Origin of the sequence: Nocardia seriolae NBRC 15557 (assembly GCF_007990715.1) — a bacterium.
Classification (GTDB): domain Bacteria; phylum Actinomycetota; class Actinomycetes; order Mycobacteriales; family Mycobacteriaceae; genus Nocardia; species Nocardia seriolae.
Genome location: NZ_BJWY01000037.1, coordinates 1 through 17626 on the forward strand (window position 1 = coordinate 1; position 17626 = coordinate 17626).

The 17626-nt window shown below is 66.5% G+C and carries 16 protein-coding genes and 2 pseudogenes; 10 read left to right on the plus strand and 8 right to left on the minus strand.

The window, feature by feature from the left end; genetic code table 11:
• Positions 1-7 precede the first annotated feature (7 nt).
• From NS2_RS13965 to NS2_RS13980, 4 genes and pseudogenes are all read right to left on the minus strand, one after another.
• Positions 8-118, minus strand: a pseudogene (locus NS2_RS13965) (hydroxymethylglutaryl-CoA lyase); the annotation flags it as partial.
• Positions 115-1332, minus strand: a complete 1218-nt coding sequence (locus tag NS2_RS13970; RefSeq protein ID WP_033090909.1) for a CaiB/BaiF CoA transferase family protein — start codon at positions 1330-1332, stop codon at positions 115-117. The pseudogene NS2_RS13965 and the gene NS2_RS13970, both read right to left, overlap by 4 nt.
• A gap of 275 nt (positions 1333-1607) precedes the next feature.
• Entirely contained in the window at positions 1608-2558 is a 951-nt protein-coding gene (locus tag NS2_RS13975; protein WP_036550773.1) for a TauD/TfdA dioxygenase family protein, read from the minus strand.
• A gap of 125 nt (positions 2559-2683) precedes the next feature.
• On the minus strand, positions 2684-3454 hold the full coding sequence (locus tag NS2_RS13980; protein WP_033090911.1) for a deoxyribonuclease IV: 771 nt from the start codon (positions 3452-3454) through the stop codon (positions 2684-2686).
• A 225-nt stretch (positions 3455-3679) separates the two neighbouring features.
• On the opposite strand from NS2_RS13980, the gene NS2_RS13985 reads away from it, so the two are divergent.
• The 8 genes from NS2_RS13985 (at position 3680) to NS2_RS14020 (ending at position 13801) form a co-directional block, all read left to right on the plus strand.
• A complete protein-coding gene (locus NS2_RS13985; RefSeq protein WP_033090912.1) occupies positions 3680-5548 on the plus strand; it encodes a serine/threonine-protein kinase in 1869 nt (622 codons plus the stop codon).
• 76 nt (positions 5549-5624) lie between these two features.
• On the plus strand, positions 5625-7346 hold the full coding sequence (locus NS2_RS13990; protein WP_033090913.1) for a serine/threonine-protein kinase: 1722 nt from the start codon (positions 5625-5627) through the stop codon (positions 7344-7346).
• A gap of 100 nt (positions 7347-7446) precedes the next feature.
• On the plus strand, positions 7447-8220 hold the full coding sequence (locus tag NS2_RS13995; protein WP_045439987.1) for an ABC transporter ATP-binding protein: 774 nt from the start codon (positions 7447-7449) through the stop codon (positions 8218-8220).
• Positions 8220-10751: an ABC transporter permease gene (locus tag NS2_RS14000; protein ID WP_230464146.1), complete on the plus strand. Its 2532-nt coding sequence runs from the start codon at positions 8220-8222 to the stop codon at positions 10749-10751. Before NS2_RS13995 ends, NS2_RS14000 begins: the two co-directional genes overlap by 1 nt.
• Before the next feature lie 100 nt (positions 10752-10851).
• On the plus strand, positions 10852-12021 hold the full coding sequence (locus tag NS2_RS14005; protein ID WP_045439990.1) for a serine hydrolase domain-containing protein: 1170 nt from the start codon (positions 10852-10854) through the stop codon (positions 12019-12021).
• Between the two features lie 78 nt (positions 12022-12099).
• The gene (locus NS2_RS14010; RefSeq protein WP_036550768.1) at positions 12100-12600 is read left to right on the plus strand and encodes a hypothetical protein; all 501 of its coding nucleotides are present in this window, start codon (positions 12100-12102) and stop codon (positions 12598-12600) included.
• A 148-nt stretch (positions 12601-12748) separates the two neighbouring features.
• Positions 12749-12976 carry a hypothetical protein gene (locus NS2_RS14015; protein ID WP_143161446.1) on the plus strand — a complete coding sequence of 76 codons (228 nt, stop codon included), beginning with the start codon at positions 12749-12751 and terminating at the stop codon, positions 12974-12976.
• A 492-nt stretch (positions 12977-13468) separates the two neighbouring features.
• Positions 13469-13801, plus strand: coding sequence for a hypothetical protein (locus tag NS2_RS14020; protein WP_033090917.1), 333 nt, complete (start codon positions 13469-13471; stop codon positions 13799-13801).
• A 52-nt stretch (positions 13802-13853) separates the two neighbouring features.
• Here the strand turns inward: NS2_RS14020 and NS2_RS36010 are convergent, their stop codons facing one another.
• Positions 13854-13994 (minus strand): hypothetical protein, encoded by a 141-nt coding sequence (locus NS2_RS36010; protein ID WP_155239206.1) that lies wholly within the window; start codon positions 13992-13994, stop codon positions 13854-13856.
• 241 nt (positions 13995-14235) lie between these two features.
• Positions 14236-15024 (minus strand): DUF4254 domain-containing protein, encoded by a 789-nt coding sequence (locus tag NS2_RS14025; protein WP_306455144.1) that lies wholly within the window; start codon positions 15022-15024, stop codon positions 14236-14238.
• Between the two features lie 32 nt (positions 15025-15056).
• Between NS2_RS14025 and NS2_RS14030 the strand changes: the two genes are divergently transcribed.
• Both NS2_RS14030 and NS2_RS14035 read left to right on the plus strand, forming a co-directional pair.
• On the plus strand, positions 15057-15902 hold the full coding sequence (locus tag NS2_RS14030; RefSeq protein ID WP_033090919.1) for a helix-turn-helix domain-containing protein: 846 nt from the start codon (positions 15057-15059) through the stop codon (positions 15900-15902).
• A 31-nt stretch (positions 15903-15933) separates the two neighbouring features.
• Complete coding sequence (locus NS2_RS14035) at positions 15934-16161, plus strand: DUF397 domain-containing protein (protein WP_033090922.1); 228 nt, start codon at positions 15934-15936, stop codon at positions 16159-16161.
• A gap of 1 nt (position 16162) precedes the next feature.
• Here NS2_RS14035 and NS2_RS37450 read toward each other — a convergent pair whose 3' ends face one another.
• Positions 16163-16633 carry a hypothetical protein gene (locus NS2_RS37450; protein WP_230464151.1) on the minus strand — a complete coding sequence of 157 codons (471 nt, stop codon included), beginning with the start codon at positions 16631-16633 and terminating at the stop codon, positions 16163-16165.
• A 184-nt stretch (positions 16634-16817) separates the two neighbouring features.
• Positions 16818-17486, minus strand: a pseudogene (locus NS2_RS37455) (serine/threonine-protein kinase); the annotation flags it as partial.
• Positions 17487-17626 lie beyond the last annotated feature (140 nt).

A 17626-nucleotide genomic window follows, 5' to 3' on the forward strand; every position in this document is an offset into this window, starting at 1 on the left:
AGTATTAGGGCACGCCCAGCGCGAGCAGACGGCGCGCGATCTCCACCTTGCGCTCGGTGGGCAGCACCTTCCCGGTGAGCTGCAGCCCGTCGCGCAGTGTCACATCCCGCAGACTCATGAGTTCGCCTCCAGCGCATCGATTTCGGCATCGGTCATGCCGAGCAGTCCGGTGAGCACCTCGCGGGTGTGTTCGCCCAGGTCGGGTCCGACATTGCGGATGGGCAGCGACTGCCCGCCGATGACCGGGACGATGCCGGGGAACCCGACCTCCTTGGGCTCGGGCTCGCCCACGTCCACCCGGAAGGGCTGGATCATATTGCGCGCCTTGTACTGCTCGTCGTCGACGATATCGGCGGCGGTGTAGATGGGCCCGCACGGAATCGCGGCCTCCTCGAGCACCTTCAACGCCTGTTCGCGGGTGCGCAGCCGGGTCCACTCCGCGATCGAGGCGTCGAGCCGTTCGCGATTGCGCCAGCGCCCGGCATTGTCCTGGAGTTCCGAGTCGGCGGCCAGGTCCGGGCGCTCGATGACGGCCATGTAGCGCTGGAAGATGGCGTCGCCGTTGCCGCCGATGATGATGCTGTAGCCGTCGCTGGTCGGGTAGGCGTTGCTGGGCGCGATGCCCTCCATTCGCCCGCCGACCCGCTCGCGGTTGATGCCGTAGGCGAGATAGTCGGGCACCAGTGATTCCATGACCGACAGGATGGACTCGTTGAGCGCCACGTCGATGATGCGCTGCTCCAAGGGAACCCGCGCCACCCGCTCCCGCTGGAACAGGGCCATCACGGTCCCGAACGCCGCGTAGATCCCCGCGATCGAGTCGCCGATCGAGACGCCCACCCGCACCGGCGGCCGATCCGGATCACCGACCAGCTCGCGCAGCCCGCCGACCGCCTCGGCCACGGCCGCGAATCCCGGCCGCTGTGAGAGCGGCCCGGTCTGCCCGTAGGCCGAGATCCGCGTGATCACCAGATTCGGATTGACCGCGTTGAGCACCTCCGGCCCGAGTCCCCACTTCTCGAGCATCCCCGGCCGGAAGTTCTCGAGCAGCACATCGCACTGCTCGATCAGCTCGAGCACGATCTTGCGCCCCGCCTCGCTCCGCAGATCCAGCGTGATCGACTTCTTGTTCCGGTTGACGGTCCGGTACAGCATCGAGGTATCCCCGCCGTACAACCGCCAATTTCGCAGCTCATCACCGCTTTTCGGCCGCTCCACCTTGATCACCTCGGCCCCGAAGTCGCCGAGCATCCGCCCCGCCGTCGGCGCGGCGACGTAGTTACCCAGCTCCAGAACGCGCACGCCATCGAGCGGCCGAATCGCTGTGTCCAATTTGCCCTCCGCTTCGCTACGGGCGGGTTCGCGGCCCTGGAGGTCTCGTTCTTCCCTCCCTCCGCTCCTCCGCTTCGCTCCCCCGCTCCGCTCAGTCCAGAACGAGACGGGCCGCGAACCATTATGGTGCAGCACACAATGCCGTCGGTTGGAGGGCTCAAGGGCGACAAAGTGTGTGAAAACGACAAAGCCGGTGCGACGGACGAGAGAGGTGTCCGTCGCACCGGCCGGGCCGTCGGTCACGGTGTGCGTAAGTGCACCGCGACCAACGGGACTCAGGCGGCGCGGGGTGCGACCTGCTCGATGATCGAGTAGTGCTCGGCATTGCCCGTGATGACGGTGCTGGGGTTGCCGTGCACGTCGACCGGGACGTCGCCCGCGAGGGTGATGCGGGTGAGGCGGCGGGGTTGGCCGTCGTAGTCGTCGATGGCGTAGTGCTGGGTGGCGCGGTTGTCCCAGATCGCGACGTCGCCGAGCTGCCAGTTCCAGCGGGTGGTGTTCTCCAGGCGGGTGACGCGGTTCTGGAGGAGTTGGAACAGGGCCTGGGATTCGGCGGCGGAGAAGCCGACGAAGTTCTTCACGAAATGGCCGAGCAGCAGGGCGCGTTCGCCGGTGACCGGGTGCACGCGCACGACCGGGTGCTCGGTCTCGTAGTAGGAGGATTCGAATTCCTCGCGGTAGGCCTTGATGTTCGCGGTCACCTGCGAGTTCTCGCCCCGCGCGACCTCGGTGCGGTCGGCGGCGTAGTCGTAGGCATTGGTGTGCCGCGCGCGCAGATTCTCGACCAGCGCCTTCAGCGGCTCGGGCAGCGAGTCGTAGGCGGCCACGGTGGAGGCCCAGGTGGTGGAGCCGCCGTAGGGCGGCAGGTGCACCGCGCGCAGGATGGACGCCTTCGGAATCCGGTCCACGAAGGTGACATCGGTGTGCCAGCTGTTGGCGCGCCCGTATTCGGAGTCGATGGGCAGCGTCTTGACGCCCTTGGAGGTGACCGTCGGGTGCGGGGTGGTGGGCGCGCCGAGCAGCCGCGCGAATTCGTACTGGCCGTCCTCGGTCAAGTGCTCCTGGCCGCGGAAGAAGATCACCTTGTGCTCGTGCAGCGCGTCCTGGATGGCCTGGACCGTCACCGAATCCAGGTCGCCGCCCAGCCGGACGCCGTCGATCCGCGCGCCGATCTTGCTGCCCAGCCGCACGGCGGTGATTTTGGAAGTTGCGTAATCGACGGACATGCAATGCCTTTCGCCGGGTTGGTGTGGGCCTGTCGCCCGATGGAGTGGCCCGGATTCGAACCACCCCAAGGACACCAGCGCCGCGCCCGCCGAAACAGGTTCAGGATCAGCCGGATCGCAAAGGATCAGCCGACGTGCTCGCGCAGGTAGGCCAGATCCTCGGCGACACCTTCCGCGGGCGTCTCCAGAATCACCGGCGCGCCCGCGGTCCGACATACCTCCGCCAGCAGCTGCGGATCGATGGTCCCGTCGGCGAAGTTGGCGTGCCGGTCGGCCCCGGAGTCGAAGGCGTCGCGCGAGGAGTTCAGGTGCACCAGGTCGATGCGCCCCGTGATCGCCTTGATCCGCTCCACGATCCCGACCAGTTCCTCACCGCCCGCCCAGGCGTGGCAGGTGTCCAGACAGAACCCGGCCCTGAAATCCCCGACCGCGTCCCACAGTCGCCCGATATCGTCGAAATACCGTGCCATGGCGTGGTTTCCGCCGGCGGTGTTCTCGATCAGGATGGGCACCGCGAACCCGCCCTTGTCCTGCTGCCGCTCGAACAGCTTGCGCCAGTTGACGAAGCCCTCGACCATCTCGGCATCGGAGCGCACGTGCCCGCCGTGCACCACCAGCCCGAACGCGCCCAGCTCGGCGGCGGCCTCGGCCTGCTGTGCCACCGCGTTGCGCGAGGGCATGCGCAGCCGGTTGTTCAGGCTGGCCACATTGATCTGATACGACGAGTGCACCACCACGTCGATAGCGCTGGCCTTGATCTCCTCGGCCTTGGGATGCGGGGCAGGCTTGTCCCAGCTCTGCGGATCCACCACGAACATCTGAATGACATCGGCCCCCAGCTTCTCGCCGAAGCCGATCGGGTCGCTGTCCTCGCGGACGTGAGCTCCAATACGCATTGCGCCAGCCTAGCCCCGGCCACCGACAGGTTGGGCGGGTCACCTGCGACGACAAGCAAACGTTCAGTGTTGCGTTAGCGGACGATGCGTAGATAGTTCGGTAGGCCGCGAATCGGCTACAGTTTCGGTGTTTTCGGGTCGGCCCTTGCACGATCCCGCCGATCGTCTGTAGTACCTCGCGCGCTGGTGGGTCCTGGCACGCGGAGTGGAGAGTGGGAGATCGTCATGCTGTCCGAAGGTGACGTTTTTGCTGGGTATGTCATCGAACGGCAGCTCGGTCGGGGTGGCATGGGTTCGGTGTATCTGGCCAAGCATCCGCGGCTGCCGCGCCTGACGGCGCTCAAGCTGCTGAATCGGGAGATGGTCTTCGACAAGGAGGTCCGCGCCCGCTTCGAGCGTGAGGCCGACCTGGTCGCCCAGCTGGACCACCACAATATCGTCACCGTCTACGACCGCGGGCTCGAGGACGGGCAGCTGTGGATCTCCATGCAGTACATCGACGGCATCGACGCCGCCAGCGTGAATCCGCAGACGCTGCCGCCGGAACGGGCCGTGCAGATCGTCTCCGAGATGGCCGACGCACTCGACTACGCGCACCGCAACGAGGTGCTGCACCGGGACGTGAAGCCCGCCAATATCCTGCTGGCCCGCTCCACCGGCGGCAAGGGCGAGCGGGTGTACCTGACCGACTTCGGCATCGCGCGGCTGCGTGACGACAGCGGTCACCTCACCCAGACCGGCACCTTCACCGCGACCCTGGCCTACGCCTCGCCCGAGCAGCTGACCGGGTCCGCGCTGGACGGGCGCTCCGATCAGTACTCGCTGGCCTGCACCCTGTTCTGGCTGTTCACCGGCAACGGGCCGTTCTCGGCCACCAATCCGGCCGCCGTCATCCAGGGGCATTTGCAAAGCCCGCCACCGCTTTTGGGGACCACGCGGCCCGGGCTGCCGCCGACGTTGGACCTGGTGATCGCCACGGCCATGGCCAAGCGGCCCGAGGACCGCTTCGCGAGTTGCAGCGATTTCGCGGCCGCGGCCCGGCGCGCCCTCGCGAATCCGAGTGCGCCCGCCATGCCGCTGGTCGGCCGGACCGCGCCGCCGATGCCGGTGGCACCGATGCCGACCGGCGGCGGTATGCCGACCGGGATGCCGATGTACACCGGCGGGCAGATGCCGACCGGGGCGCCGATGCCGACCGGTCTGCCGCAGACCGGCGCACCCATGCCGACCGCAGCACCCATACCGACCGCGGTGCCGCGCCCGCAGACCGGCCCGGCCATGCCGTATCCGGCTCCGACGCAGCTCAATCCGGTCAATCCGGCCCCGCCGAAGCCGGTGACCGGCAATTACACCGGTCGCGGCACCAACCAGTACACGCAGCCGCCGTCCTACGCCTACCAGGCTCCGGGGCAGCCCCAGCCGCCGCAGCGGCCGCCGGTCGCGCCGGTCGCCGCGCATCGGTCCGGGCCGCCGAAGAAGTCCAATACCGGGCTGATCATCGGGATCATTCTCGCGGTGGTGGTGCTGCTCATCGTGGTGGTCGCGGTGGTGGCCGCCGCGGGCAAGGGCAAGTCCGGCAATACCAAGAGCGCGCCCACCATCTCGGCGGTCCAGGATCCGGGCGCGGGTGGCGACAAGCAGATCGACTGGGCCGCCGCGGCCAAGGAGTTCCCGAAGCTGCTGCCCGCCACCAAGACCGGTGGCAAGGGCTACAACGGCGCGACCTGCTGGGTGGCCGACTCCCCGGTCTCTTCCGATGCCACCGACGGCACCCCGGACTTCGGCGACTGGACGGTGCAGTGGCGTTGCTACGGCGGCAACAACAACAGCGACCCCTTCTACCGCGTCTTCGCCTACTCCTCGGCCACCGACGTGCAGTCGGTGCTCAGCGGGCTGACCCCGGACAACAAGTCGACCGACGCCAACGGCGGCAAGTCCTACACCAACTACCAGCTCAGCGATGACAGCCACCCGCGGCTGGTGACCGCCTTCACCAGCGACAACAAGCGCACCCAGTACCTCATGTACACCGACGGGATCAGCGGCAGCATGGACTCGGTCCTGAAGTGGTGGAAGAACGCCCCCTTGAACTGAGTTGACCTGGCCATATGACAGCCCCGCGCCGGGCACGTAGGGTCGCGAACCGAAGGAGTCGGTCGAAAGGGTCTTTGTGCTGCGAGTCGGGGAAGTGTTCGCCGGGTACGAGATCGAACGCGAACTCGGCCGGGGCGGCATGGGATCCGTGTACCTGGCGCGGCATCCCCGACTACCCCGGCTCATCGCGCTGAAGCTGCTCAATCGTGAGGCGTTCGACGATATCGAGGTGCGGCGGCGGTTCGAGCGCGAGGGCGATGGGATCGCCCGGCTGGACCACCCGAACATCGTGCCGGTCTACGACCGCGGCATCGATGACGAGCAGCCGTGGATCGCCATGCGCTACATCGACGGTCCGGACGCCGCCCAGCTGGAGGCCGCGAATCTGCCGCCGCACCAGGCGATCCGGATAATTGCCGAGACCGCCCGCGCGCTGGATTTCGCGCATCGCCGGGGTGTGCTGCACCGGGATGTGAAGCCCGCCAACATCCTGCTCGAGCGCGTCGATGCCGAGGAGCGAGTCTTCCTGGCGGACTTCGGCATTGCCCGGCTGCGCGACGACGCCACCAAGCTCACCCAGACCGGGTCGTTCACCGCGACGCTGACCTACGCATCGCCCGAACAGCTTTCGGGGCAGCCGCTGGATCCGCGCTCGGATCAATACTCGTTGGCCTGCACGCTGTTCCGGCTGCTCACCGGCAATGTGCCGTTCACGGCCGAGCATCCGGTGGGCATCATCCACGGTCACCTCAATCAGGCTCCGCCGCCGGTCAGCGGGTTGCGGCCCGGACTACCGCAGGCGCTGGACGCGGTCCTGGCCCGTGCCCTCGCGAAATATCCCGAGGGACGGTTCGATTCGTGCACCGAGTTCGCGAATGCCGCTCTGCAGGCGCTGGAACATCCGGCGGGGGTGACGCAGGTCGTGCCCCACGCGCCGTTCGCGCCGCCGCCCGCCGCGACCATCAACGCGCCGTTCGAACCGAACTCTATTCCGGGACAGCGTCATTCCGGAACCGCCCGCTACACCGCGCAGGCCCCGGTGGCCACGCAGGCCCCGGTGACCGTCCAGGCCCCGGTGACCGCGCCGCGACCGGTTCCGCCTCCGCCACCGCGGCGCAAGAAGCGCTCGAAGCTGCGCGGCTGCCTGCTGGGCCTGGCGCTCGTCGTGGTGTTGCCGCTGCTGGCGATCGCCGTCATCGTCTCCGTGCTCGATGAGAACGCGAGCACTCGCACCCCCTCGACGACGGCCGAAGCGCCCGCCCCGATCACCACCGACGAGTCGACGCCGACCGAGACCACCGACCCGGCCGCCGGAGTCCCGGAGCACTCGGGGGCCGACGCCCAGATCCTGAGCCGGCGTTTCCCGCAGATGCTGCCGCAGGCCGACCCGAACGCCGACATCAACAACGGCACCGGCTACCAGGGCGCGGTCTGCTCGACCTACGAGCATTCCCTGCCCGACAGCGGCAACGGCGATCCGGACCTGGGCAATTGGGCCGTCGCCTGGAACTGTGTCGGCGGTGTCGGCCGCCCGACCTACCGCTTCGTCATGTACCGCTCGGCCGCCGACGCCGAGGACGCGCTGAACGCGCTGTCCGGCTACAGCCGCACCGACATCAAGGTGCACGGCACCACCTACACGAACTACCAGATCAGCGGCAGCGGCCTGTTGCGCCCGCGCCTGGTGACCGAGTTCCACTCGCAGGACGGCAAGCACGCGTTCCTCATGTACAGCACCGGTTTCCTGGCCACCGACGATCAGCTGCTGGATTGGTGGAAGTCCGCCCCCGTCAATTGAGGGCTGTGCGCGCGGGCGAATTGTGTGGACTCTGTGAGGAGACAGTCATCAGGGACATCCCGGATGGCACGACTCCCAGAACCTCGACACACTGGACATCATGACTTCGAACGTCTCGGATTCCGTGACCCTGGAGCAGGGCGCGAACGCCGTCGCAGCCCGCGCCACCGACCTGGTGAAGACCTACGGCTCCGGCGATACACAGGTCCGGGCGCTGGCCGGGGTGACGGTGGAGTTCGCGAGGAGCGAGTTCACCGCCATCATGGGTCCCTCGGGCTCCGGCAAATCGACCCTCATGCACTGCCTGGCCGGGCTGGACTCGGCCTCCGGCGGCGCGGTCCACATCGGTGACACCGATCTCACCCGGCTCTCGGACAAGCAGATCACCGCGCTGCGCCGCGACCGGATCGGCTTCGTCTTCCAGGCGTTCAACCTGGTCCCCACCCTGACCGCGCTGGAGAACATCACGCTGCCGCTGGATATCGCGGGCCGCAAGCCCGACGAGGAGTGGCTGTCCACCGTGGTCAAGCGGCTCGGGCTGGGCGACCGGCTCAGCCACCGGCCCAGCGAGCTGTCCGGTGGCCAGCAGCAGCGCGTGGCCTGCGCCCGGGCGCTGGCGGGCAAGCCGGAGATCATCTTCGGTGACGAGCCGACCGGCAATCTGGACTCGCACTCCTCGGGCGAGGTGCTCAGCATCCTGCGCGCCGCGGTCGACGAATTCGGGCAGACCGTGGTGATCGTGACCCACGATCCGCGCGCGGCCTCCTACGCCGACCGTGTGGTCTTCCTGGCCGACGGGCAGATCGTGGACGAATTGCGGGAGCCCACCGCGGAATCCGTGCTCGACAAGATGAAGTCGCTGGAGACGCTCTGATGTCTGCCTCCCCGATGCGCAAGGTCGCCTTGCGCAATCTCGCCGCGCACAAGGTGCGATTGGTGCTGACCGTGCTGTCGGTGGTGCTGGGCACCGCCTTCATCTCCGGGTCGTTCATCTTCACCGATACCTTGCAGAGCACCTTCGACGGCATCTTCGCCTCCCAGGCCAAGGGCGTGGATGTGCGGGTGGCGCCCAAGGAGCCGCAGTCGCTCGGGGTGCCGAACGATGTGGTGGACAAGATCTCCCGCATGGACGGCGTGAAGACCGTCGCGCCCAGCGTGAACGGTCCGGTCGTGCTGCTGAAGGACGGGCATGCCGTGCAGACCGGTGGCGCGCCGACCATCGGGCAGTCGTATCTGCCGCCGGGGAAGGCGGTGGCCGAGCCGGACAAGTACATCGCGGGCACGCCGCCGACGCAGCCGGGTGAGATCGCCATCAACAAGGGCGGTGCGGATCGGGCCGGGCTGAAGGTCGGCGATAACACCAAGGTGCTGGTGCCGTCCAAGGGCAATATCGATGTCACCGTGTCCGGTATCTACGACCTCGACGCCTCCAATACCGGCGGCTTCATCGCGCTCCAGTTCGACGACACCCAGGCGCGGCAGTTGTTCACCGACGGACTGCATGTCGCCTATGTCGACATTGCCGCGAATCCCGGTGTGCAGGCCGATGATCTGCGCGATCAGATCAAGAAGGCGTTGCCCGACGGCTACAAGGTGCAGGACGCCGAGCAGGTGCGCGACGACTTCAAGCAGCAGCTCGGCAATGCGCTGAAGTTCATCAACTACTTCCTGCTGGCCTTCGGATCGATCGCTTTGATCGTGGGCACGTTCATCATCTACAACACCTTCTCGATGCTGGTGGCGCAGCGGCTGCGTGAGCTGGCGCTGTTGCGGGCGGTGGGGGCCAGTCGCGGGCAGATCTCGCGGTCGGTGGTCGGTGAGTCGCTGATCGTCGGATTGATCGGCAGCGCACTGGGTCTGGCGGCCGGTGTCGGGCGGGCGTTCGGGCTGTCCGGGCTGCTGAACGCGTTCAAGCTGGGGCTGCCGACCGGGACCATGGCGCTGGAGCCGCGCACGGTGCTGGTCGCCATCGGCGTCGGGACCATTGTGACGGTGCTCAGCGCGTACGCACCGGCGCGGCGGGCGGCCAAGGTGCCGCCGGTGGAAGCCATGCGCTCGGAAGCCAATTCGTCGGGTGAGTCGCTGCGGGTGCGCACCATTATCGGTGCGGTGCTTGCAGTGGCCGGTGTGGTGCTGGTGGTGCTCGGGGCGCGCGGCACCGGTGGCACCGCGGCCTCGGTGGTCGGAATCGGCGCTGCCGCATTGATTCTCGCGGTGCTGTTCGCTTCACCGGCGCTGTCGCGGCCGGTGGTGGGCGGGCTCGCCGTGCTGGTGCGGCCGTTCGGTCCGGTCGGAAAGATGGCGCGCAACAACGCGATTCGCAATCCGCGCCGGACGGCGGCCACGGCCTTCGCGCTGACGCTGGGTTTGATGCTGGTGTCGGCCATCGGCATGCTGGGCGCTTCGGCCAAGGCGAGTGTCAGCGATCTGGTCGACAAGGGTGTGAAGGCCGATTACATCCTGGCGGGCCCGCCCGGCGGGATCATCGGTGTGCCCCTGGCTGCCACCGACACCATCGAGCAGGTGCCGCAGGTCAAGGATGTGGTGGCGTTTCACGGTGTGGCGCTCAAGGTCGACGGCAAGCAGGTCATCGGCACCGCGCCCGAGGGGCCGATGAGCAAGGTGCTCAACTACACCATGCGCCAGGGCACCGACCAGCTCGGCGACGACGACATCATGGTCTCGGAAACCTATGCCTCCGACTATGATTGGAAGCTCGGCGACAGTGTCGAGGTCACCAGCCTGGACTTCAAGAAGTACAAGGTCACCGTGGCGGGCATCTACAAGGACACCCAGTTGCTGCAGAACCTGGTCGTGCCGATGGCGCTGTACCAGAAGACCGTTCCGGTCAGCTATCAGAGCAGCTTCATCGTCCTGGTCGCGGCCGCGCCGGGTGCCGACCTGCCCGCCATGCGCACGAATCTGGAGAAGTCCACCGAGCAGTACGTGATCGTTCAGGTCCAGGACCGCAACGACTTCAAGGGCGCCCAGGGCCGCCAGATCGACACCCTGCTGGCCATCCTCTACGGCCTGCTGGCCCTGGCGGTGGTGATCGCCATCCTCGGCATCGTCAACACCCTGGCCCTGTCCGTCGTGGAGCGCCGCCGCGAAATCGGCATGCTCCGCGCGGTCGGAATGCAACGACCGCAGGTTCGTCGCAGCATCTACCTCGAATCCATGCTGATCGCCATCTTCGGCGCGATAGTCGGCGTCATCCTCGGCATCGGACTCGGCGTGGGCTTCCTGAAAACCCTTGCGGAACTGGGTATCGCGACCATTGCCGTGCCCTGGGGTCAGATCGTCCTGATGCTCTTCGCCTCCGGCATCGTGGGCGTCCTGGCAGCCCTGTGGCCCGCGATCCGCGCGGCCCGCACGCCCCCGCTGGCGGCCATCGTGGACGTGTAAGTCCTTGTCGCACTGGGGGATGTCCTGGGGGACATCCCCCAGTGCGATTCCGGGCCCGCGCCCGATGCCTCGAACCGGCTCGCGAATTTAGCGTTTGATCATGACTTCGACGCTGCGCACGCATCTCGCCCTGGCGCTCGGCATCGCCACCCTGCTCACCGCCGCGGCCTGCAACCTCGACGACGAGCCGTCCGCTCCCTCCGCCGCCGAGCAACTACGCCAGGACACCGAGGCCATCCACGCCCTCGGTATCAGCGGCGTCCAGGCCCGCGTAATCCTGCCCGACGGCCGGGAATTGGTCGCCACCAGCGGCACCGCCGACCTGACCACCGGCGGCCCCGTCTCCTCCGACGGCTACTTCCGCATGGCCAGCACCTCCAAAACCCTTGTCGCCGTCGTCATCCTCCAACTGGCAGCCGAAGGCAAGCTTTCCCTCGACGACACCGTCGCCCACCGGATCCCGAACCTGGTGCAGGGCAACGGAAACGACGGCACCCGCATCACCCTCCGCCAACTCCTTCAGCACACCAGCGGAATCCACGACGACCTCCCCGGCTACACCACCCCGGACGAGTACTACCAACAGCGCTACAACACCTACACCCCCGAACAACTCGTAGCCCGAGCCATGACGCACGCCCCCGACTTCCCACCCGGCGAGGGCTGGGGTTACTCCAACACCGCCTACATCCTCCTCGGCATGATCATCGAACGAGTCACCGGCAACCCCGCCCATCGGGAGATCGAAGACCGCATCCTCCACCCCCTCTCGCTCGACCAAACCCATTGGCTCGGAACCTCACCCACCCTCCCCACCCCCCACGCCCGCGCCTACCAACTCTTCACCCCCGAAACCCGCACCGACGTAACCGACCAAATCCCCCTCGCCCCCGAAACCCTCTCCTGGGTCACCACCACCCGCGACGAAAACACCTTCTTCCGCGCCCTCCTCTCCGGCCGCCTCCTCCCGCCCTCCCAACTGACCGAGATGAAGCAAACAACCCCCGTAACCGGTGACCTCCAACAGTTCTGGTCCAATGGCCGCTACGGCCTGGGCCTAGCCGAACGCCCCCTCGCCTGCGGCGGCACCTACTGGAGCCACGAAGGCGGCGACGCCGGCTACATCACCCTCAACGGCGTAACCCCCGACGCCACCCGAAGCGCCGTCGTCTCCATGTCCGAAGCCCTCGGCGACACCCCCACCCACATCCTCACCCAAGAATCCACCGCCTCCACCCTGATAGACCACGCCCTCTGCGGACTAGAGTGAGATCAACTCGGGAGGGGTGGATCGACTGCGCCGCTTTACTTCTCGATGCGTCGGCGAAAGTTGATCGGAGGAACGGGAATGAGGCTGAGCCGCATCATCGGGGCGGTTGCCGGGGCTGTTGTGGTGGGGTTGTCCGTCCCCGCGGTATCGGAGGCCTATCCCAATCTCTATGAGGGCCTGGAGATCGGCGGGTGCGGGTCGTACGACGCGGTGGGCAAGGTCGGGGCACCGGTCGCGTGCGATTCGGTGGCCGCCCAATACCGGCTGATCGAGCAGTATCAGCTGACCGCGGACACCCAGGATCAGCGGTGCGGACCACACGCCACCCTCCGCTACCACCACCGAACCGACGAGGGATTCCGCCTCGCGCTGTATTGCTTCACCTACAACATGACCATCGGCAGCTGCTGGGACCTGACAAATGTGAACGACCCACATCGCCTCGACTGCGCAGCGGGATCACCCGCCAGCGAGCGCATCACCGACATGATCGACGGCGTCACCACCGAAAACCCCTGTCCAAAAAAAGCGATCGTCTACCCAAGACTCGACATGACAGTATGCGTCGCCCCCAACTGATCCAGGTCCATCCGAGAGCACTCGGGAGTTGATACAGCGCGAACGCAGTCCGCCCGAGCCGAGCCGATCTGAAGCCAGCTGAACGTCCACGACTGCCGATGACCGCTCACCGGGTGCAGCCGATTGCGCGGCGATCCAGGGTGTGCTGATGGCCGAGTGGATCAGTGTGTACTGCCGCGAGCAGATCCTGCTGGATGTCGATGAGATCCGTCGGTGGATCGAGATGTCGGCTGCGGATTCCACATCCATGGGCGCGGTGCTCGGCGAGATAGTCGCGCTGGAGCTCGCCGCAGCAGGCGACGGCCTCGTCTGGTTCTTCGGTAAGGATTGGGTGTCACCCGAGGACCGCGCTGCAACCGTATGGACCAGCAGCTAACACCGGCAACCTAATTCGTCTGCCCAACCGCACTGATCCGCGCAGGTCACGCCGATCGCCCCGCCTGCACGGCACACCGGAAGTCCAAATCCCCCCACCGACCTATCGTCGGCAACGCACAGACCTGCCGAATGCCGAGTGGCACAAAAGTCGCGACGAAATCAGACGAAAGCCCCAGCATTGTGCCACTCGGTGATGAGGGGAAGGTTGTTGCTGGTGATTGTGGGCGCGGAGCGGCACTCGGCGCGACGGATGGTGGGCCGAGGGCAACCGACGCACTGGCGGGCGGGTGTGGGGTGTGCCTGAAGTTGTTGGCGGGGCTCGGGTGGTTCGAGTATGTATGAACGGCAGGCACTTTCACTTCTCTTGGGGGATATCGATGATCGAAGGCGTTCTGGGCGCGGTTAACGCTGGAACCACATCGATTTGCTGGTATCGGATAGTCGTAACCGAGGTTCGCAGTGCCACCAGCGAAAGCATCAAGGGGGAATCATGAAGCAGTACAGCGTATTTGGGTTGGGCGTCACTCTGATTATGGCGTCGGGACTGTTTGCTGCCCCGCCCGCACTCGCGCAGGAGTTCGCTCCAGGTGTCAACTGTGTGGCGCGCATGTGCACCAACGAAACCGATGATCCGTATCTGGTGCTTTGGCAAGTTACCTGCCTGAAAACCTCGCCTTCTCCTGGGGAGACCACTGGCATTGCGACCACCGTCACGGACCAGTTCAGCGAGACTGTCCCAGCGCACGCGACGTTGTCGGTTGACACGGATTGCAAACAGGGTGTGACGCTGTCGTATTTCATCACCGGAGTGCAGGTGGCGTAGGGCTTGGCTGCGGTGATTGATCGGCTGTTTCCGGCAGGGGATCGGTTCTTGGTCAGGTGAGGAGGGTTAGGCCCAGGATGATGGACCAGATCAGGCCGGGGAAGGCTGCGATGCGCTCCCAGAGGCCGAAGGTTTCGTGTCCGCCGACGCCGGTGAGGAGTAGGGCGAGTGCGGTGATTGCGGTCGCGCCCATGGTGATTCCGAAGTTGGCCAGGATCGGGGGGGTGGCCTGTGCGTCGCATCGCCAGCGCGGTGAGGATGGTGGCGAGTTCGCCGGTGGGAATCGAGATCATCGCGCCGGTCAGGTGAAGTGCGGTTCTGGTGTGTTCGGGAAAGAGGCCGACCATCGTCGGCCCGATTCTGAGATTCCCCGCGATTTACCGTACAAGGGATGTGCTCTGTGCGGCAGTGGTCGGGACCGGGCCCGGCCGGCATCACGGCGACGGTCTGTGAGATCTGCGGTGGATGGCGGGGGTGCTCGAGGGGCGGGGGCGGGTTGTCGCTGAGCGGCTTTCGCGTTCCAGGCGCGCCGTGATTGTGGCTACTGTGCACCGGGACTGCGGGAAAGTGTTGCTGTGGGCGGGTTTTGGGAGGGTGGGGAGGTGGTGGAGTAGCCAGGCGCAGAGGGCTGCGGTGGCTGCGCCGGTGAGGAAGGGGAGGAGGAGGGCGGTCATGGGGTGCTCCGGGGTGGCTCGGGGTGGGCGGGCAGGCGGCGGCGGCCCGAGGAGACTTCGAAGGCGAGGTCGGTGTATCCGATTGTGAGTTCGGCCAGGCGGTGCCAGGCGGTGCCAGGCGGTTTGGAGTTCGAGGTCGGTGAACTCTGGGCGCAGGGCGGCGTGGGCGGCTACGGAGAGTTCGGCGAGGCGGTCGACGACTGTGCCGATGGTTTCGGTGTGGAGGAAGGCCGCGGCGGCGGGGTCGGGGGTTGCGCCCGCGATCCAACGGTCGATTTCGTGCACCAATCGTGCTCGGCAGCAGTCGATTTCGGCGGTGTAGCCGGAATCCGCGGTTGATCGCGCCTCGTGCAGGCTGGCCAGTTCGTAGGCGGCCAACAGGATTGGGTGGGGCTCGTGGATGGCCCCGGAGCAAGCTTCGAGAATTAGGTCCTTCGACGGCAACAGCGTCATGGTGACCACTCCGGAATGAGGACTATGCCAACGGCTGAGGAGTTCAGTTTTCCTCGAGTTGTGCAATATTGCAAGGGATTTGCAATGTAGAATCATGCTGCTGGGCGCAACGCGGTGGAGGGTGTGAGATGGCGGGGAAAACAGGACCGACCCTTCGGTCACAATGGCTCGGGCAGCAGCTCCGCCGCTATCGGGACGAAGCTGGCATGACCTTGAAGGAAGCTGCGGCGTACCTGAAGCGGGACTCCTCGACGGTCAGCAGATTCGAGGCCGGGCTGTATCCGCCGCGCGAGGACGATGTGCGGGAGCTGTTGACGCTCTACGGCGTAGCAGACGGACGTGTGCGTGAGGCGCTTCAGAAGTTGAGCCTCGAAGTGTGGCGAAAGGGTTGGTGGGAGGGTTATGCCCAGGACATCGACCCTTCGATCGTGGATTACGCGTGGCTCGAGGCGCGGGCCGCGGAGATCAAGTCCTTCAACGTGGTTGTGGTGCCCGGTCTCCTGCAGACACCGGCCTATGCCGAGGCTGTGATCCGCGCCGTTGACCCGGACTCCGATGACGCGCAGGTCGATCGCTGGCTCGAGGTCAGGATGATTCGCCAGCAGGTGCTCACTCGACCGAGGCCCGTTCGCCTTACTGTCATCCTGGATCAATCGATCCTGCGCCGTCAGATCGGCGGAGCCGAGGTTCACGCCGAACAGCTTGCGCACCTTGCGAATATGGCTGACCGGTCGAATGTCACGGTCCGTCTACTACCCGAGGCGATCGGCGCGCACGCGGCTCCCGACGGATCCTTCAAGATCTTCGACCTGCCCGATCCGTATCCGACGCTGGCCTGTGTCGAAACGCCAGCGGGCGTCATCTACGTGGAAGCAGATGGAATCCAACGATTCACAGCGGCCTTCGATCGCCTCCGCGAGGTTGCCCTGAGCCCGGACGATTCCGCCGCTGTCCTGCGCGAGCAGCGCCGTTGAGATTGAAACGCACGTGCTTATGCTGGGTGTCATGAAGTACGAGTCTGAATGGCGGAAGAGCAGTCGCAGCGGAGACGGCGGTGGCGGCAACTGTGTCGAGGTTCTGCTCGCTGACGAGGCCGTGCTGATTCGCGACAGCAAGTATTTGCGGGATTCTGCGAACGATCCTGCCGCGCAGCCGATCATCGGGGTCTCCGGGGTGGAGTGGGATGTGTTTTTGGCTGGGGTTCGGGCGGGGGTGTTCGATTCCGGCCTGTGAATCAGAGGGGCAGGCGGAATGGGTTGTCGCTGATCGGGGTTTCGGGGGGCAGGTAGGCCGAGGTGACGATGGTGTCGGGGGGCTGGGGGGCGTCTGCCTTGGATTTGCTGCTCTTGATGATTACCGCGATCACGATGATGACGATTACCAGGACCGTGACGATGGCGGCGATCAGCCAGGCTGTGGTGTTGGAGTTCTTTTTCGGGGGTGTGTAGGTGGGGGGTCGGGATGGGTAGGACGGGGGCTGGTTGTAGGTGGGGGTTTGGTTTGTGAAGGGTTGGGGGGTGGGCTGATTCGGGTAGGCGGGGGTTGAGACGGGTTGGTTCTGGATCGGCTGGTTGGGGTAGGAAGGGGCCGAGGTGGGCGGGACGGGGTAGGACGGGCCCTGGTTGGTGTAGGCGGGACCCACCAGTGGGCGCGCGGTGGACGGGGTGGGGTTCGGGGGTTGTTGGATTACCGGCTGGGGGCGCACCGGCGTCGGCGGGCGTGGGGCGACGACCGGCTGGGGGTGCGCGGGAGTGGGTGGGCGCGGTGGGGTGGGGGTGCGGGGAGCCTGGAGGGCTCGTTCGGCGGCTGTCGCGAATTCGACGCAGGAGCCGGTAGCGGTCGGCGGGGCGTTTGGAGAGGGCCTTGGCGAGGACGGCGTCGATGGCCGGGGGGAGGGCCGCACGGCGGGGGCTGGCCAGCGGTGGCGGTTGCTGGAGGTGGCCGCGGATCACGGCGGCGGGGCGGGTGCCCTCGAAGGGGACTGCGCCGGTGAGGAGTTGGAAGAGGGTGCAGGCCAGGGAGTATTGGTCGGAGCGGCCGTCGAGGGGGCTCCGGTGAGTTGTTCGGGGGGAGGCGTAGGCGAGGGTGGCGGTCACCGTGCCGGTTTGGGTGAGGTGGCCGGTGTCGTCGCGGAGGCGGGCGATGCCGAAATCGGTGAGGTAGACGCGTTCGCCGGCGCCGGTTTTGGAGGAGGAGCGGGCCAGCAGGATATTGGCGGGTTTGACGTCGCGGTGCAGGACGCCCAGGCCGTGAGCGTAGTCGAGGGCCTTGGCGGTTTCGGTGATGATCTGGGCGGCGCGCAGCGGGGGCAGCGCGCCGGGGCTGATCGAGGAGGCGTTGACGCCGTCGATGAACTGCATGGAGATCCACAGCTGTTCGCCCTCGTCGCCGCGGTCGTAGACGGTGACGATATTCGGGTGGTCGAGCCGGGCGACGAGATCGGCCTCGCGGATGAAGCGGGCGCGAATCTCGTCGTCGGCGAACATCTCCTGATTGAGCAGCTTCAAGGCGGTCATCCGAGGCAGCCGCGGGTGCTTGGCCAAATACACCGAGCCCATACCGCCGCGGCCGAGCTCGCGTTCGATGACGTAGCCGGCGAACACATCACCAGAGCGCAAAGTTCAGCACCCGCTTCCCGAAAACAAATCTGTCGCGAGATGAAATCCGCTGGCAGCCTATCAGCGTCCCATGCTGCTCA

Coding starts and splice junctions, on each gene's coding strand:
- NS2_RS13975 (WP_036550773.1), bottom strand. CDS start 2,558: ATGTCCGTCGATTACGCAACTTCCAAAATCACCGCCGTGCGGCTGGGC.
- NS2_RS13980 (WP_033090911.1), bottom strand. CDS start 3,454: ATGCGTATTGGAGCTCACGTCCGCGAGGACAGCGACCCGATCGGCTTC.
- NS2_RS13985 (WP_033090912.1), top strand. CDS start 3,680: ATGCTGTCCGAAGGTGACGTTTTTGCTGGGTATGTCATCGAACGGCAG.
- NS2_RS13995 (WP_045439987.1), top strand. CDS start 7,447: ATGACTTCGAACGTCTCGGATTCCGTGACCCTGGAGCAGGGCGCGAAC.
- NS2_RS14000 (WP_230464146.1), top strand. CDS start 8,220: ATGTCTGCCTCCCCGATGCGCAAGGTCGCCTTGCGCAATCTCGCCGCG.
- NS2_RS14005 (WP_045439990.1), top strand. CDS start 10,852: ATGACTTCGACGCTGCGCACGCATCTCGCCCTGGCGCTCGGCATCGCC.
- NS2_RS14010 (WP_036550768.1), top strand. CDS start 12,100: ATGAGGCTGAGCCGCATCATCGGGGCGGTTGCCGGGGCTGTTGTGGTG.
- NS2_RS14015 (WP_143161446.1), top strand. CDS start 12,749: ATGGCCGAGTGGATCAGTGTGTACTGCCGCGAGCAGATCCTGCTGGAT.
- NS2_RS14020 (WP_033090917.1), top strand. CDS start 13,469: ATGAAGCAGTACAGCGTATTTGGGTTGGGCGTCACTCTGATTATGGCG.
- NS2_RS36010 (WP_155239206.1), bottom strand. CDS start 13,994: ATGGGCGCGACCGCAATCACCGCACTCGCCCTACTCCTCACCGGCGTC.
- NS2_RS14025 (WP_306455144.1), bottom strand. CDS start 15,024: ATGATTCTACATTGCAAATCCCTTGCAATATTGCACAACTCGAGGAAA.
- NS2_RS14030 (WP_033090919.1), top strand. CDS start 15,057: ATGGCGGGGAAAACAGGACCGACCCTTCGGTCACAATGGCTCGGGCAG.
- NS2_RS14035 (WP_033090922.1), top strand. CDS start 15,934: ATGAAGTACGAGTCTGAATGGCGGAAGAGCAGTCGCAGCGGAGACGGC.